At 59.9% G+C, this 12796-nt stretch carries 15 protein-coding genes; 5 read left to right on the forward strand and 10 right to left on the reverse strand.

The window, feature by feature from the left end; genetic code table 11:
* Positions 1 to 8: 8 nt before the first annotated feature.
* From ABVS03_RS09480 to ABVS03_RS09490, 3 genes are all read right to left on the reverse strand, one after another.
* Positions 9 to 800, reverse strand: a complete 792-nt coding sequence (locus ABVS03_RS09480) for a hypothetical protein (protein WP_368018912.1) — start codon at positions 798 to 800, stop codon at positions 9 to 11.
* 151 nt (positions 801 to 951) lie between these two features.
* Positions 952 to 1404 (reverse strand): PTS sugar transporter subunit IIA, encoded by a 453-nt coding sequence (locus ABVS03_RS09485; protein ID WP_368018913.1) that lies wholly within the window; start codon positions 1402 to 1404, stop codon positions 952 to 954.
* A gap of 80 nt (positions 1405 to 1484) precedes the next feature.
* Positions 1485 to 1730: a hypothetical protein gene (locus ABVS03_RS09490; RefSeq protein ID WP_330972075.1), complete on the reverse strand. Its 246-nt coding sequence runs from the start codon at positions 1728 to 1730 to the stop codon at positions 1485 to 1487.
* Between the two features lie 209 nt (positions 1731 to 1939).
* Between ABVS03_RS09490 and amrA the strand changes: the two genes are divergently transcribed.
* The 3 genes from amrA (at position 1940) to ABVS03_RS09505 (ending at position 4546) form a co-directional block, all read left to right on the forward strand.
* Positions 1940 to 3337, forward strand: coding sequence for an AmmeMemoRadiSam system protein A (amrA, locus tag ABVS03_RS09495; RefSeq protein WP_368018914.1), 1398 nt, complete (start codon positions 1940 to 1942; stop codon positions 3335 to 3337).
* On the forward strand, positions 3337 to 4203 hold the full coding sequence (gene amrS / locus ABVS03_RS09500) for an AmmeMemoRadiSam system radical SAM enzyme (RefSeq protein ID WP_368018915.1): 867 nt from the start codon (positions 3337 to 3339) through the stop codon (positions 4201 to 4203). Before amrA ends, amrS begins: the two co-directional genes overlap by 1 nt.
* Positions 4204 to 4300: 97 nt before the next feature.
* A complete protein-coding gene (locus tag ABVS03_RS09505; protein ID WP_330972072.1) occupies positions 4301 to 4546 on the forward strand; it encodes a hypothetical protein in 246 nt (81 codons plus the stop codon).
* Here the strand turns inward: ABVS03_RS09505 and ABVS03_RS09510 are convergent, their stop codons facing one another.
* Complete coding sequence (locus ABVS03_RS09510) at positions 4547 to 4924, reverse strand: winged helix-turn-helix transcriptional regulator (RefSeq protein ID WP_368018916.1); 378 nt, start codon at positions 4922 to 4924, stop codon at positions 4547 to 4549.
* A 126-nt stretch (positions 4925 to 5050) separates the two neighbouring features.
* Here ABVS03_RS09510 and trxA point away from each other — a divergent pair, with 126 nt between their 5' ends.
* Both trxA and ABVS03_RS09520 read left to right on the forward strand, forming a co-directional pair.
* Positions 5051 to 5368, forward strand: a complete 318-nt coding sequence (gene trxA, locus ABVS03_RS09515) for a thioredoxin (RefSeq protein ID WP_330972070.1) — start codon at positions 5051 to 5053, stop codon at positions 5366 to 5368.
* A gap of 7 nt (positions 5369 to 5375) precedes the next feature.
* Complete coding sequence (locus ABVS03_RS09520) at positions 5376 to 5747, forward strand: thioredoxin family protein (RefSeq protein ID WP_368018917.1); 372 nt, start codon at positions 5376 to 5378, stop codon at positions 5745 to 5747.
* Between the two features lie 127 nt (positions 5748 to 5874).
* Here ABVS03_RS09520 and ABVS03_RS09525 read toward each other — a convergent pair whose 3' ends face one another.
* From ABVS03_RS09525 to ABVS03_RS09550, 6 genes are all read right to left on the reverse strand, one after another.
* Complete coding sequence (locus tag ABVS03_RS09525; protein WP_368018918.1) at positions 5875 to 6801, reverse strand: nucleoside hydrolase; 927 nt, start codon at positions 6799 to 6801, stop codon at positions 5875 to 5877.
* Positions 6798 to 8540 carry an adenine deaminase C-terminal domain-containing protein gene (locus tag ABVS03_RS09530; protein ID WP_368018919.1) on the reverse strand — a complete coding sequence of 581 codons (1743 nt, stop codon included), beginning with the start codon at positions 8538 to 8540 and terminating at the stop codon, positions 6798 to 6800. Before ABVS03_RS09530 ends, ABVS03_RS09525 begins: the two co-directional genes overlap by 4 nt.
* Positions 8541 to 8550: 10 nt before the next feature.
* The gene (locus ABVS03_RS09535; RefSeq protein ID WP_330972066.1) at positions 8551 to 9339 is read right to left on the reverse strand and encodes an ABC transporter permease; all 789 of its coding nucleotides are present in this window, start codon (positions 9337 to 9339) and stop codon (positions 8551 to 8553) included.
* A gap of 69 nt (positions 9340 to 9408) precedes the next feature.
* On the reverse strand, positions 9409 to 10539 hold the full coding sequence (locus tag ABVS03_RS09540) for an ABC transporter substrate-binding protein (protein WP_368018920.1): 1131 nt from the start codon (positions 10537 to 10539) through the stop codon (positions 9409 to 9411).
* 52 nt (positions 10540 to 10591) lie between these two features.
* On the reverse strand, positions 10592 to 11587 hold the full coding sequence (locus ABVS03_RS09545) for an ABC transporter ATP-binding protein (protein ID WP_368018933.1): 996 nt from the start codon (positions 11585 to 11587) through the stop codon (positions 10592 to 10594).
* Between the two features lie 94 nt (positions 11588 to 11681).
* On the reverse strand, positions 11682 to 12512 hold the full coding sequence (locus tag ABVS03_RS09550) for an ABC transporter permease (protein ID WP_368018921.1): 831 nt from the start codon (positions 12510 to 12512) through the stop codon (positions 11682 to 11684).
* Between the last annotated feature and the right edge of the window lie 284 nt (positions 12513 to 12796).

Here is a 12796-nt window from a genome sequence, read left to right on the forward strand (position 1 = left end):
GTTTCTTCTCAGCGCTTCCTGTGCTTCTTCTGCTTCTTCGGCTCAGGCTCCTGCCTGTAGCGCTCATCTCCTGGCCCATAGGCTTCATAGAGCGAAGGCAGGCGTTCTGCCAGGTTCCTGGCCTCGATGGAGGCATGCTCGCAGAGTGCACGGGCACCCTCTTCGGAGTGCATCCTCTTCCTCATCCACTTCCAGGGAAGCATGGAGCCAACCCAGAAGCGGCCTGTGAAATGGAGCCCTTCGTCTGTCTTGTGGAAGAGGCCGATGAAGCGCGTATGCATCATGGCACCGCGGTTCGTGCCGATCTCTGCGCAGAGCGCATAGGGCACGCCTTCCTGGTGGAGCTTCTTCGGATCGAGCGCGCACTCTTCCGGCTTCACGAAGCGGATGGCAGAAGCTGTACCCTCTTTGCCTACGCGCTCCGTCACATAGACCATGTTGTCCTGGAAATGGGGACGCTCGGCGCGCTCGAAATAGGAGCTGTCCGACTCACGGAAGAGGATCGTCTCATGCGATTCAGGATAGAGGGCACAGAAGCGCTCGTCCGCCTTGGGGCACCACCAGAAGAGCCAGCGCAGCATGTCAGGCGTGACGCCGGGAAGGCTTGAGGAGATGGCAATCTGCCATACTCCATCGTCGTCGAGCCTATATCCCGTCTCCTGGGCCAGGGCGGAGTCTTTCACCAAAGCCTCTGCCTTCCCCTCAGGCACCAATGTGATATGCGGATTCGCCAAGGCGCCTACGATCTCGAGCGGAAGCTCTGCGCTTGGACGCCCTTTCCATTCCTCGATGCTGTCCATCTCTTCTCGCTCCCTTCGCGCACATATAAGACCTACCCGAAGAAGGAGCCCGTAGCCAAAAATCTCCGAAGCCCCAAAATGCTCCAAGAAGATGCCCTCCCAGCGGATGCTGGAAGGGCGCAGGCGGAAAAGGACAGGAAACGCAGGGCAGCTATTCCTGCGCCAGTGCATCCGAGATGGCAGAAGCTATTGTGTGCGCGTCCTCGCTCTCCCGGAGCATCGTGCGGAAGGCAGAATCCATCAGAAGGACAGCCGTCTTCGAAAGCAGACGGATATGCTCTTCCCTGTTTGCTTCAGGCACGAAGAGGGCAACCGCGATATCGACCGGCTTCTCATCGAAGGAAGGCCAGGGTACGGCGGTCTTGTTCTTCCAGACCATGACCGCAGGGCGTACAATCGTGGCGCTCTTGGCATGAGGCACGGCGAAGCCCTCGGTGAGACCGGTTGCACCGAGCTCTTCCCTTGCCAGGAAGGCCTGATAGGCTGCCTCGTCGTCTTTCACGATGCCCAGGGCCTCGGCCTGTGCGCAGAGCATGCGGAGCAGCTCATGGCGGCTTTCCGCTTCCCTGCCGAGCAATATCTGATCGTCGGATACGAAGTCCATGGGCTCCCCTTCCCGCAGCTTTCACTCATCTTCCTGACAAGCATACGGCAGATGGATGCCCATCTGTCCGAAAACTGCACTCAAGAGCGCGGCTTTCTGTGCGTGAGATGCCAGCCTCCGCAATAGGGACAGGCATAGACATAGAGCTGCGGCGCGTCCTTCTTGTGCGCACCATGGGCTGCAGCCTTCTTCGCCTCGACAGCCGTCGCATAGCGGCGCTTCCTTGCACAGGCACGGAACTCCTCCGGACTCTCATCCGGACGCCTTCCTGCCTGGGCAAGCCCCTGTGCCCTGCGCACGCTGCCTCTGCTGCTCCGCTGTTCCATCGGCTCCCGTCCTCCTCATTGCATCGAATCCAGCATAGCCAAAGAGCAGCTATCTCTGCCTTTCTGTTTCTTTGCTGCACATAGTCCTTTCAAGGACAGAACCCTGCCGTCTATGAAACCCGACACATGTTCAAAAGTTTATGCCTGGGTATATACAGCAATGCATTGCAGGCTCTGTCGCGCGTGCATGCGCATTTGGGAGGCACATCATGGGCATTGCTGCTGCATTCGCGGTTCCGCATCCGCCACTGATCATCCCCGAAGTCGGCCGGGGCGAAGAGAAGGGCATCCAGAAGACGATAGATGCCTACGAGGAAGTGGGCAGGCGCATCGCTGCCATAGCTCCTGACACGATAGTGATCTCCTCTCCCCATACCGTGATGTACCGGGACTACAACCACATCTCTCCGGGCAAGGGAGCACGTGGCTCCTTCGCTCAGTTCGGAGCACCGGAAGCACGCTACGAGATTGCCTACGACGAGGAATTCACGGACGAGATCGACAGGCTTGCGCAGGAGCGCCACCTTTCTGCCGGCACCTCCTATGAGCAGGACAGCTCGCTCGACCATGCAACGATGATCCCGGTCCATTTCATCGAGCACCACTACAAGGGCGCGAAGTATGTGCGTGTCGGCCTCTCTGGCCTCTCCCCTGCTGCCCACTATGAGCTCGGCCAGGCCATCCAGGCAGCCGCAGAGAAGCTCGGACGCAAATGTGTCTTCGTCGCCTCGGGCGACCTCTCCCATAAGCTCAAGGCTGATGGGCCTTATGGATATGCAAAGGAAGGCCCCGAGTTCGACAAGGAGATCTGCGACATCTTCCAGACAGGAGACTTCCTGCGCCTGCTCACGATGGACCGGGGCTTCGCAGACCGTGCCGCAGAATGCGGTCTTCGGAGCTTCCAGATCATGGCAGGAGTGCTTGACGGCATCCCTGTCTCCTCAGAGCTTCTGTCCCACGAAGGCCCTTTCGGTGTCGGCTACGGCGTTGCCGCCTTCACGCCGACCTCCGACAAGCGCGACGAGAGCCGCTGCTTCCTCGAAGCGTACGAAGAAGCGCACACGGAGAAGATGCACGAGCGCAAGGAGCATGAGGACCCCTTCGTCCAGCTGGCAAGAAGGTCTCTCGAGACCTATGTGAAGACAGGAAAGCGCATCGTTCCTGATGCCAGCCTTCCAGCCGAGCTCACAGAGCCCCGCGCTGGATGCTTCGTCTCCTTGAAGGAGGACGGCGAGCTCAGAGGCTGCATCGGCACGATTGCACCGACCAGGGCAAACCTCGCCGAGGAGATCTGCGCCAACGCTATCTCTGCCGGCACGAGAGACCCGCGCTTCTCTGCCGTGAAGGAATCGGAGCTTCCCGAGCTTGTCTATTCGGTCGATGTGCTTGGAGACCCCGAGCCAATCGACAGCCTCTCTGAGCTCGACCCAAGGCGCTTCGGCGTCATCGTCTCGACGCCCGACGGCAGGCGCGGGCTCCTGCTGCCCGATCTTGACGGCATCGATACGCCAGAGGAGCAGGTGAAGATTGCAGCCCGCAAGGGCGGCATCAATCCGAAAGAGGAAGACGTCCAGCTCGAACGATTCGAAGTGGTGAGGCACAGCTGATGGAAAAGACACCAGAGAATGCCGCGGTCTGTCCGGTCTGCCCCCATGCCTGCAGGCTCAAGGAAGGGCAGCGTGGCTTCTGCCAGGCACGCGTCTGCCGCGACGGCAAGATCGTCTCTGAGAGCTATGGCAGGCTTACATCCATAGCGCTCGATCCGATAGAGAAGAAGCCGCTCTCCGACTTCATGCCTGGCACGACGGTGCTCTCCGTCGGCAGCTACGGCTGCAACCTGCGCTGCCCCTTCTGCCAGAACTGGCAGATCTCGCAGACCGGAGAAGGCGGCGTGCCCTGGAAGGAAGTCTCGCCGATAGAGCTTGTGGCTTCGGCGCAGAGGCTCCGGGAAGAAGGTCCCTTCGTCTCGGGCATTGCCTATACCTACAACGAGCCGCTTGTCAGCTGGGAGTATGTGCGCGACACGGGCGTCCTGGCGCATCAGGCCGGCCTCAAGAACATCCTGGTCTCAAACGGCTGCGCGAACGAGCCTATCATCCGCGAGCTTGCACCCCTGATCGATGCGGCGAACATCGACCTCAAGGGATCAAACCAGAAGTTCTACGACAACTGTGCCGGAGACTTCGCGACTGTCCAGAAGACAATCGAGATCCTGGCTGCGACGCCGACCTGCCACCTCGAGGTCACGACCCTGATCGTCCCCGGCATGAATGACAAGGACGAGGATGTGGAGAGCATCGCGAAGTGGCTCTCGGAGATCCCGACGGAAGGAGATCCCATCACGCTCCACATCACCCGCTTCTTCCCAAGATGGCATATGAACACGGACGAGCCGACGCCCGTGGAGACCGTCTACCATCTGGCAGATGTAGCGAAGAACTATCTCGACCGGGTCCGGTGCGGAAACGTCTAAAATCTGGCAGGAGCGAACATGAGGGAGGGCTGGCAGAACATATGTCAGCCCTCCCTCTTCGTGCCATACTGGAGACAGACTGGTCGGAAGGAACGCTATGAGAAGCACGAAGATTGCCGATACCACGCGCGAGGAGCGCATCCAGATCGTCACAGAAGCCCTCTCCTGGGGAGATGACTGCGGCGACTGCTCGCTCGATGCCTGCGGCATCGACAAGTTCTATGAGCCGTATATCGAGGGAGAGATCGAGCTCGCCGAGCTCAACATGATGAAGGCGACGGAGCGCTACGAGCTCGGCATCGGCGACAGGTCCGAGATCGACGGCGGCTGCAGCTGGGCCTGATCAGGCTTCGTCTGCCTGCATGAGATGGGCCTCTCCCCAATCTTTGAGCTCCATCAGGATGGGAATGAGGGTGCGGGCACGCGGCGCGAGACGGTACTCGACCCGCACCGGCATCTCGTCGTACTGATGCCTCTCCACAAGGCCGTCTGCCTCGAGCTCCTTCAAGGATGAGGCAAGCATCGTGTTCGTGATACCAAAGACAAGCTTGCGGAGCTCGCCGTAGCGGAGCTCCTCTGACTGCGAGAGCGCAACGAGGAGCAGGATCTTCCACTTGCCGCCCACCGCGTCGAGGACGCGCCTCAGGGCGCATCCCGATCCCGTGATGCTTGCATCGGCACTTGCGAAGCAGGGCGACAGAGAGTCTTTGCCGGTAGCCATGGTCAGTTTTTCCTTACCACATCTATTAAAACTGCGTACTTGCTCCGTATTTTATACCTCATAGAATGGGTATCAACAAAACGAAGCACGCAGAGCGTGCATGAGACAAGAAAGCAGGTAGACACGATGGAGTATCAGTTCACAGCCGACAACTTCCAGAAAGAGGTTCTCGACAGCAAGGAGCCCGTCCTCGTCGACTTCTACGCAGACTGGTGCGGCCCCTGCCGTGCAATGATGCCAGTTGTCGAGGATATCGCAAACGAGTATGAGGGCCGCCTCAAGGTCGGCAAGGTCAACTCCGACGAGCAGCCCGAGCTCGCCCAGCAGTTCAATGTCATGAGCATCCCGGCCTTCTTCATCCTGAAGGATGGCAAGGTCGTGGACCAGATGGTCGGCGGGATGCCGAAGGCAATGCTCAAGGGCCGCATCGACGCCCAGCTCTAAGTTCAGGATGCACCTGAGAGAGCTTGCGCCAGGAGAGCAGCTGGAGGATATCATCTCCAGCTCTCCCCTGGCGCTTCTTCAGTTCGGGACACAATCCTGCGCACCTTGCGGAGCGCTGCACCAGAAGATTGATTCCTGGCTTGACGAACGCGAAAAGACACCGGGGCATCTTCCGCTTGCAGCCGTCTACATCTCGCTCGACGAGCATCCGGCCCTGGCGGCCCAGGCAGATGTGCTCTCAGCCCCGACGCTTCGCTTCTACGCAGAAGGCCAGCTCTGGGCAGAGGCAAAAGGCTATTTCAGCCTCGAAGCGTTCCTTGCAAGGGCCGAGCGCGCAGAGCAGCTCCTGCAGGAAGGCACAGCCTCCCAGACCAGATAGGACGGCATGGCAGGCGCTTGTCCAAAAAAACAGAGAAGCAGCCCAGAGATCGTTTCTGGGCTGCTTTTCCATCTCCAGAGGATGCTCTTGCAGCCGCCCGTCCGGGCCAGGCAGCCAGGTCCAGCTCTCAGTCAAGCGCCTTCAGGCTCTGCGCAAGCAATTCCAGATAGCGGTCATGCGGATAGCCGAGGACCACCTTTGTCTGGGGCTTCTGCTTGAGTCGCCCTTTCTCGTCGACCACCGTCTCTCCGTAGGTGAGCTCGCCTCTTGTTTCCACATCCACAAACCACTCGGCTGTCTCGGCAGCCTCAGGGTCGATGAGCACGGCGGCGGCAAGGGAGTCGAAGACCGGCCACCCGCGCTCGGAGAGCGTATGCTCGGGCGTTCCGGGATAGAAGAAGAGCTGGCCTGCGAAGGCGCCGATCCAGGGAGCGCACGTGGCCAGACGGGCAAAGTCTTCCCTTCTGAGCCGGTGGTCATAGCCGACTTCAAGCCCCACCATCGAAAGCGGTGCGCCCGAAGAGAACACGATATGTGCCGCTTCGGGGTCGGTATGGATATTGAACTCGGCAGCAGGCGACGTATTGCCTCCGAAGCGCGAACCACCCATAAGGACAAGCCGCTTCATGAGACGGGGTGCTTCAGGATGCAGCCGGATGAGCAGTGCCAGATTCGTGAGCGGCCCTGTCGCCAGGATCTCGAGCTCGTGCGGGTAGCGGCACAGCATCTGCCAGATGAGCTCGGCAGACGGCAGAGACGAGAGCGCGCCTTCTGCGTGGGGAAGCTCGGCAGCACCGAGCCCCCGCGGTCCCATGAGGCTTGCAGAGAGCCGCTCATAGGGTGCAAGGAGAGGTACAGATCCCTGAGCGACAGGGATATCGAGGCCGAGGTATGCGACAAGGTCGAGGGCATTGCGTGCCGTCACGTCTGCCGGCACATTGCCTGCCACGGTCGCAAGCGCCACCAGATCGATGTCAGGCTGCGCCGCAAGCATCATGAGGGCAAGCGCATCGTCGTTTCCCGGATCGGCATCCATCAGGACTTTTCTTGTCATCCTCTTGCCTCATCTTCTTCCGGCAGGACAAGATCGACCAGCTTTGCCTGGCGCACATCGACAAGGCCCCGGTCGGTCACCTTGAGCGCCGGGCTTACCGGAAGCGCAATCGTGCAGAGCGACATGACCGGGTTGCTGTTGCCCCACCCCTGGTCTCTGAGGGCACGTGTCACGGCTGCAAGCCTTTCTGCTGCCAAAGGAAGCGGATCTTCCGTCAGGATGCCTGCTACCGGAAGCGGCATCTCTGCCACGATCTTGCCGCCGCGCACGACGACAAGGCCTCCCTGGCGTGCGATGACAGAATTCGCGGCAAGCACCATGTCCTCTTCATCCACGCCGACGACGAGCAGGTTGTGGTGGTCGTGCACCCAGGTCGAGGCAACGGCTCCTTCCTTGAGGCACGCGCCCGAAAGAAGGGCTGTGCCCGAAAGGCCCAGGTGATGGTGGCGCTCGAAGACGCGTGCCAGCGCCAGGTCGCCGGACCTCTTCCAGGCGATATGTCCCTCCTCGACAGGAAGCTCGCGGATCCGATCAGGCGTGAAGGTCGACCGCTCCTGTATCTCCATCGTGTGGACTCTGACGGCCGCGCCAGCGCCCTTGGGAGCCGAAAGCACGAAATCGTCCAGCGTCCGTGGCGCCAGATGGATGCTCTCGTAGTAGCGCTCGGGAAAGTCATGGCGGGACGAGGTGTCGGCAGAATCTCTGTCCACCCAGCAGCCGCGATGCATGACAGAAGCCACATGGAAGCCCTCAAGCGAATCGAGCACGACGAGGTCTGCCAGGCGTCCCGGAGCGATGCGCCCTCTGTCGCGCAGGTCCATGCGTACTGCAGGAGACGATGTGGCTGCGATGATGGCAGAGGCAGGGTCGAGGCCATACGAGATTGCCTGGCGCACGACCCGTGCAAGGTGATCGTGCTGGAGCTGGTCTGCCATCACATCGTCGGTCACGAAGCTCCAGAGCCCTGTGAGCTCGGGGTGCGCTGCCAGATACGCAATGTTTTCCTTTGTCACGGACTTGAGCTGCACCTCGACGAACATGCCCATCTCGAAGCGCTGGCGCATGCGCTCGGGCGTCTGCTCGCAATGGTCCGAGTCGATGCCGGCATAGAGGATGCGCGCAAGGTCGAGGCCCAGAAATGCCGGCACATGCCCCTCGATGATGGGCACCGTGCGGGATGCTTCGGCCGCCTTCACGACACGTGCGGCACGGGATTGGGGTTCGGAGATGACCGTACGGCAATCCATGACCTCACCGAGGCAGCGCACGCGGGGATTCTTCATAAGGAAAGAGATGTCTTCAGGGGTGACAGCAGCGCCGGCATCCTCGAGATCTGTCGAGGGAACGGAGCTCGGTGCCCCGAAGAAGACCTCGGCATGTTCCGGATCGTCTGCCGGCGCAAGCCGGATGAACTCCTCGATGCCCTCCGTGCCGAAGACATTGGCAATCTCATGGGGCTCCGCGATGCAGGTCGAGGTGCCATGCTGCAGGGCGGCCTTGAGGAACACCGGAGGCGTGACCATCGAGCTTTCGATATGCATATGGATATCGATGAGTCCCGGAATGACCCAGCGTCCGGAAAGGTCTGCGACCTCCTGGGGCTCGATCTGCTTCAAGACTTCCTCATCTGTGCCGGCATAGAGGATCCTGCCATCCAGGATTGCGACAGAAGCGGTGCGGAAGCAGCGGTAGGCGCTGTCGAAGACCTGTGCGCCCTGCAGCAGAAGATCTGCCTTCATAGGTAAGCTCCTAAGCGATCTTGTCGAGTCCCATCGTCTTGTCCACGACGATCATCACGATGATGGTGACGCCCATAAGAGCGGTCGATAGGGCAGCCACAGTAGGATCGAAGTGGTACTCGACGTAGTTCAGCATCGCGATGGGAAGAAGCGTCGTGCCCGGGCCAGACAGAAAGACCGACAATGGGACATTGTTGAAGGAATTGATCACAGACAGGATGCAGGCAGCAAGCATGCCCGACTTGATGTTCGGAAGCACGATGCCGGTGAGCATCTGCGTCCTTGTGGCGCCCAGCGAGAGAGCCGCCTCTTCGACCGAGACATCCACATTCTGGAGGGCAGAGGCGACATTGCGCATCACATAGGGGATGCACAGGAGCGTGTGTCCGACAAGGAGGCTTGCAAAGATTGGGAGATTGAAGAGGACCACGATGTAGCGCATGAGGACAAAGCCCATTACGATGCCAGGGATAAGAACAGGCGACTGGAAGATGACATTGATGGCAGCCTTGCCCGGGAATTCATGGCGGCTATAGGCATAGGCGGCAGGCACGCCAATCGCAAGGGCAAGCACGGTCGCAAGCGCTGCAATCTCGAGGCTCATGACGCAGGCAGGGACGAAGTCTCCCACCTTGAACATGTGGAAGAACCACTTCGTCGTGAAGCCCGTAATCGGGAACTGCAGGTACTCCTCCTTGCCGAACGAAGAGACAGCGATGACCACAAGCGGGCCTACCAGGAAGAGGTAGACCAGAGCGGTCAGGATGGCAACAAGAGTATGGTTTGTGCGGCGCTTCATGCTTCTCCCCTGCAAAGGCGTGCAATGACCTCCCGGCGCCCCTGCGAGGCGCCGGGAGCACGGTGCGTGCTAGGCGTTCGTGTTGAGCTGGTTGTTCCACATGCTCTGCCACGTCGCCTTGTTCTCGATCAGCAGCTCGAGGTCCGGCAGCTGGATGGAGTTCACGACATCCTCGCCGTAGGTCATGCCCTTGGCCTCGTCCTCGGTGAGCTCGACATCCGGACGCGACGGCGCGTCGCCCGTCTGCGCATTGCGGGTCTGCTCGTCCTTGTCGAGGGTGTAGTTGATGAAGGCCTTGGCAAGATCGGCATTGGCGCTCTTTGCGCAGACATCGGTGACGTTCGTGGAACCCCAGGTGCCCTCGGTCGGATCGACCCAGACGAAGTCGTCGGATGCCTCCTGGATCGTCAGCGACGAGAAGTCGAGGATAACGGCACAGGAGACCTCGCCCTGATTGAACATGTTCACGACGTCGGAGGACTTGGTGTAGATCTTCACGAGGTTCGGCTTGAGCTCCGCAAGCTTGTCCATGGCAGCCTGGGCGTTGTCGGCCGTGAGCTCCTGGCCAAGCTGGCCGGCCGCGATGTTCAGCATCCACGGGCCTGCCGTCGTGGAGAAGTCGGGAATTGTAAGCTTTCCGGCAAGGTCGGACCTCCACAGATCTGCCCAGGACGTGATCGGCTCGGTGATGACGGACTTGTCATAGACGATGCCGAGACGGGTGAAGGTATAGGCCGGACCATAGCCTTCGCCGTTGGGCGTCTTTGCCTTGTCGTAGAGCGAATCATAGTTCGAAAGATCGCTCGGAGAGATCTTGGCAACGAGGCCGGCATCGATTGCCTGCTGCATGTAGTAGTCGGAGAGCTGGATGATATCGTAGGACTCCGGCTTCTGCTGGATCTTGGCAAGGCGGTCGCCGTTGTTGCCCTCCTCGACCGTGATCGTGCAGTTGAAGGCCTTCTCGAACGGCTCGAAGACAAGCTCGCGCTTCTGGTCGGAGTTGAAGCCCCAGGTAGAGATCACCAGCTGGGCACCATTGGAATCGTAGGCACCCTCGATCGTGGCATCCGTGCCCGTCGAGCTGGCATCGGAATCAGAGTCCGTATCGCAGCCGGAGAGCGCAAGCGCAGAGCCTGCCAGAGCCGCAAGGCCGAGCATCGAGCGACGGGTCACCTGCGGATTCAGATTGTTGCTGTTCATTGTGTGCGGCATCCTTTCGTTTCCCTTGTCAGACCGGAAGCCTTCTCCCCTATTAGTGCTGCGGCTTCCGGATAAGAGCCATGCGTTCAGGCGGCAGCACAAGCGCCACCTTGTCCCCTACCTTGCCAGAGCCGTCCTCGACCCGGGCAACAAGCGTGCCAAGCGGCGTCGTGATGTTGTACTGATAGCGCCTGCCCAGGTAGGTCTTGACATCGATCGTGCCTGGAACAGAGTTCTTGGCCTGCGTGTCCCAAGACGCAAGCTCCACATCGTCCGAGCGCAGATAGGCAAGCGCTTCCGGAGCATCGAGCGGCTCTGCGGCCTCGATCTTCGTGCCGTCCTTGGCCTTCCAGAACCCATCCTCGCGTACCAGCTCGATGCGGTTGTCGAAGCCGACGAAGTTCATGACAAACTCGGTCTTAGGGTGCTGGTAGATGCGCTGCGGATCGTCCATCTGCTCGATGACGCCGTTGTTCATGATCGCGACCTCATCGGAGATAGCGAAGCACTCCTCCTGGTCATGCGTCACGTAGATGGTCGTGATGCCCAGCTCCTGCTGGATGCGGCGAATCTCGACACGCATCTTCACGCGGAGCTTTGCATCGAGGTTCGAGAGCGGCTCATCCATCAGAAGCAGGTCCGGCTTGATGACAAGAGCACGGGCAAGGGCGACACGCTGGCGCTGGCCGCCGGAAAGCTCGCGCGGATAGCGCTTCTCGAGCCCTTCGAGATCGACGGTCTTGAGCATCTCGGGAACGCGCTCGGCAATCTCTGCCTTGCCGACGCCGCGCATCTTGAGGCCATAGGCCACATTGTCGAAGATCGTCATGTGCGGAAAGAGCGCATAGCTCTGGAACACGAAGCCGAAGTTGCGCTTGTTGGGAGGGATGCGGGTGATGTCCTTGCCGTCGAAGAGCACCTCGCCCGACCGGGGCTCAGAAAAGCCGGCAATCAGGCGCAGCGTCGTGGTCTTGCCGCAGCCCGAAGGGCCCAGCAGGGAAACGAGCTTTCCCTTCTCGATCGCGATGTTGTAATGCTTCAAGATCATGTTGTCGCCGTAGCCGGCTGTGACATCCTTGAGTTCCAGAAGTGCCATGGGTCTCCCTAAACGTCCGAAAAATCTTGCTTCGAAAGCTGCAGCATCAGGCTGCTGCCGGATTGACCTTGCGGGCCAGCTTGCCGATAAGAAGCGTTGCGATGACCGCAATCACGATCATGATGATTGCGACCACAGAGGCTGCGGTCCAGTCATTGAGCGAGAGGCCGTTCTGATAGATCAGCGTCGCCAGCATGCGCGTATCGGAGCCGCCGAGGAGCTGAGGTGTCGTATAGGCAGTGAGGCTGCCGCAGAAGACGAGCACAGAGCCCGTGATGAGGCCCGGCACCGAAAGCGGGAACATGATGCGCCAGAAGCTCGTGGTACGGCTTGCACCGAGGCTGTTCGATGCGAGCATCAGGTCTTCGTCGATGTTCTCCATCACGCCCACCGTCGAGATGATCATCAGCGGAAGGAAAAGCTGCACCAGGCCGACGACAATCGAGAACTCGTTGTAGAGCATCGGAATGGGCGAAGAGATGATGCCGAGAGACTGCAGAAGCGTGTTGGCTGTGCCCTTCTTGCCGAGAAGCACCATCCAGCTGAAGGAGCGGACGACCGGGCTTGTCATAAGCGGGAACAGCGTCATCGCAATGAAGAGGCTCTTCTTCTTCGCGACGCGCGCCACATAGTAGGCTGCCGGAAAGCCGAGCAGGATGCAGATGGCCACCGTGATCAGGGACAGCCTGATGGTGCGCCAGAAGACCTGCTGGAAATAGGTGTCGGCAAGCGTCTGCCAATACCCGTCCAGCGAGAAGGCACCCGTACCGGTGACAGTCGACAGGAAGGTGGCGAACATGGGGATGAGCAGGAAGAGCGTAATGAAGGCCGCACAGGGCAGCATGAGTGCATAAGCGAACAGGCGCTTATTCTGCATATGAGCTCCTTGACGCCGACAGGCGCAGTCAAGATGAAACCGTTCGCATGCCAGTCTAGAGCGCAGATGCGGCTTTCGGCAGAGCAGCCACAAAACTCCATCTGAATCTGCCCTGTGTCATGATCTTGTAACATTGTGGGCACCGCTTCGGCACAGTTTCCTCATCATCTTCTGCTTCCGTGTGCATCCCATGCATATGCCATATGAACACATACATATACGCCGCCCGGGTATACCTGCTGCAGCAGACACCGGAGCAGACGCTCCTTGAGAGATTGGATATG

The organism is Olsenella sp. AGMB03486 (assembly GCF_040884255.1).
Taxonomy (GTDB): Bacteria; Actinomycetota; Coriobacteriia; order Coriobacteriales; family Atopobiaceae; genus Olsenella_L; species Olsenella_L kribbiana.

What these genes read in the sequence shown, in the direction of transcription:
- ABVS03_RS09480 (WP_368018912.1), bottom strand. Translation starts at nt 800, where the DNA reads ATGGACAGCATCGAGGAATGGAAAGGGCGTCCAAGCGCAGAGCTTCCG.
- ABVS03_RS09485 (WP_368018913.1), bottom strand. Translation starts at nt 1,404, where the DNA reads ATGGACTTCGTATCCGACGATCAGATATTGCTCGGCAGGGAAGCGGAA.
- ABVS03_RS09490 (WP_330972075.1), bottom strand. Translation starts at nt 1,730, where the DNA reads ATGGAACAGCGGAGCAGCAGAGGCAGCGTGCGCAGGGCACAGGGGCTT.
- amrA (WP_368018914.1), top strand. Translation starts at nt 1,940, where the DNA reads ATGGGCATTGCTGCTGCATTCGCGGTTCCGCATCCGCCACTGATCATC.
- amrS (WP_368018915.1), top strand. Translation starts at nt 3,337, where the DNA reads ATGGAAAAGACACCAGAGAATGCCGCGGTCTGTCCGGTCTGCCCCCAT.
- ABVS03_RS09505 (WP_330972072.1), top strand. Translation starts at nt 4,301, where the DNA reads ATGAGAAGCACGAAGATTGCCGATACCACGCGCGAGGAGCGCATCCAG.
- ABVS03_RS09510 (WP_368018916.1), bottom strand. Translation starts at nt 4,924, where the DNA reads ATGGCTACCGGCAAAGACTCTCTGTCGCCCTGCTTCGCAAGTGCCGAT.
- trxA (WP_330972070.1), top strand. Translation starts at nt 5,051, where the DNA reads ATGGAGTATCAGTTCACAGCCGACAACTTCCAGAAAGAGGTTCTCGAC.
- ABVS03_RS09520 (WP_368018917.1), top strand. Translation starts at nt 5,376, where the DNA reads ATGCACCTGAGAGAGCTTGCGCCAGGAGAGCAGCTGGAGGATATCATC.
- ABVS03_RS09525 (WP_368018918.1), bottom strand. Translation starts at nt 6,801, where the DNA reads ATGACAAGAAAAGTCCTGATGGATGCCGATCCGGGAAACGACGATGCG.
- ABVS03_RS09530 (WP_368018919.1), bottom strand. Translation starts at nt 8,540, where the DNA reads ATGAAGGCAGATCTTCTGCTGCAGGGCGCACAGGTCTTCGACAGCGCC.
- ABVS03_RS09535 (WP_330972066.1), bottom strand. Translation starts at nt 9,339, where the DNA reads ATGAAGCGCCGCACAAACCATACTCTTGTTGCCATCCTGACCGCTCTG.
- ABVS03_RS09540 (WP_368018920.1), bottom strand. Translation starts at nt 10,539, where the DNA reads ATGAACAGCAACAATCTGAATCCGCAGGTGACCCGTCGCTCGATGCTC.
- ABVS03_RS09545 (WP_368018933.1), bottom strand. Translation starts at nt 11,587, where the DNA reads ATGATCTTGAAGCATTACAACATCGCGATCGAGAAGGGAAAGCTCGTT.
- ABVS03_RS09550 (WP_368018921.1), bottom strand. Translation starts at nt 12,512, where the DNA reads ATGCAGAATAAGCGCCTGTTCGCTTATGCACTCATGCTGCCCTGTGCG.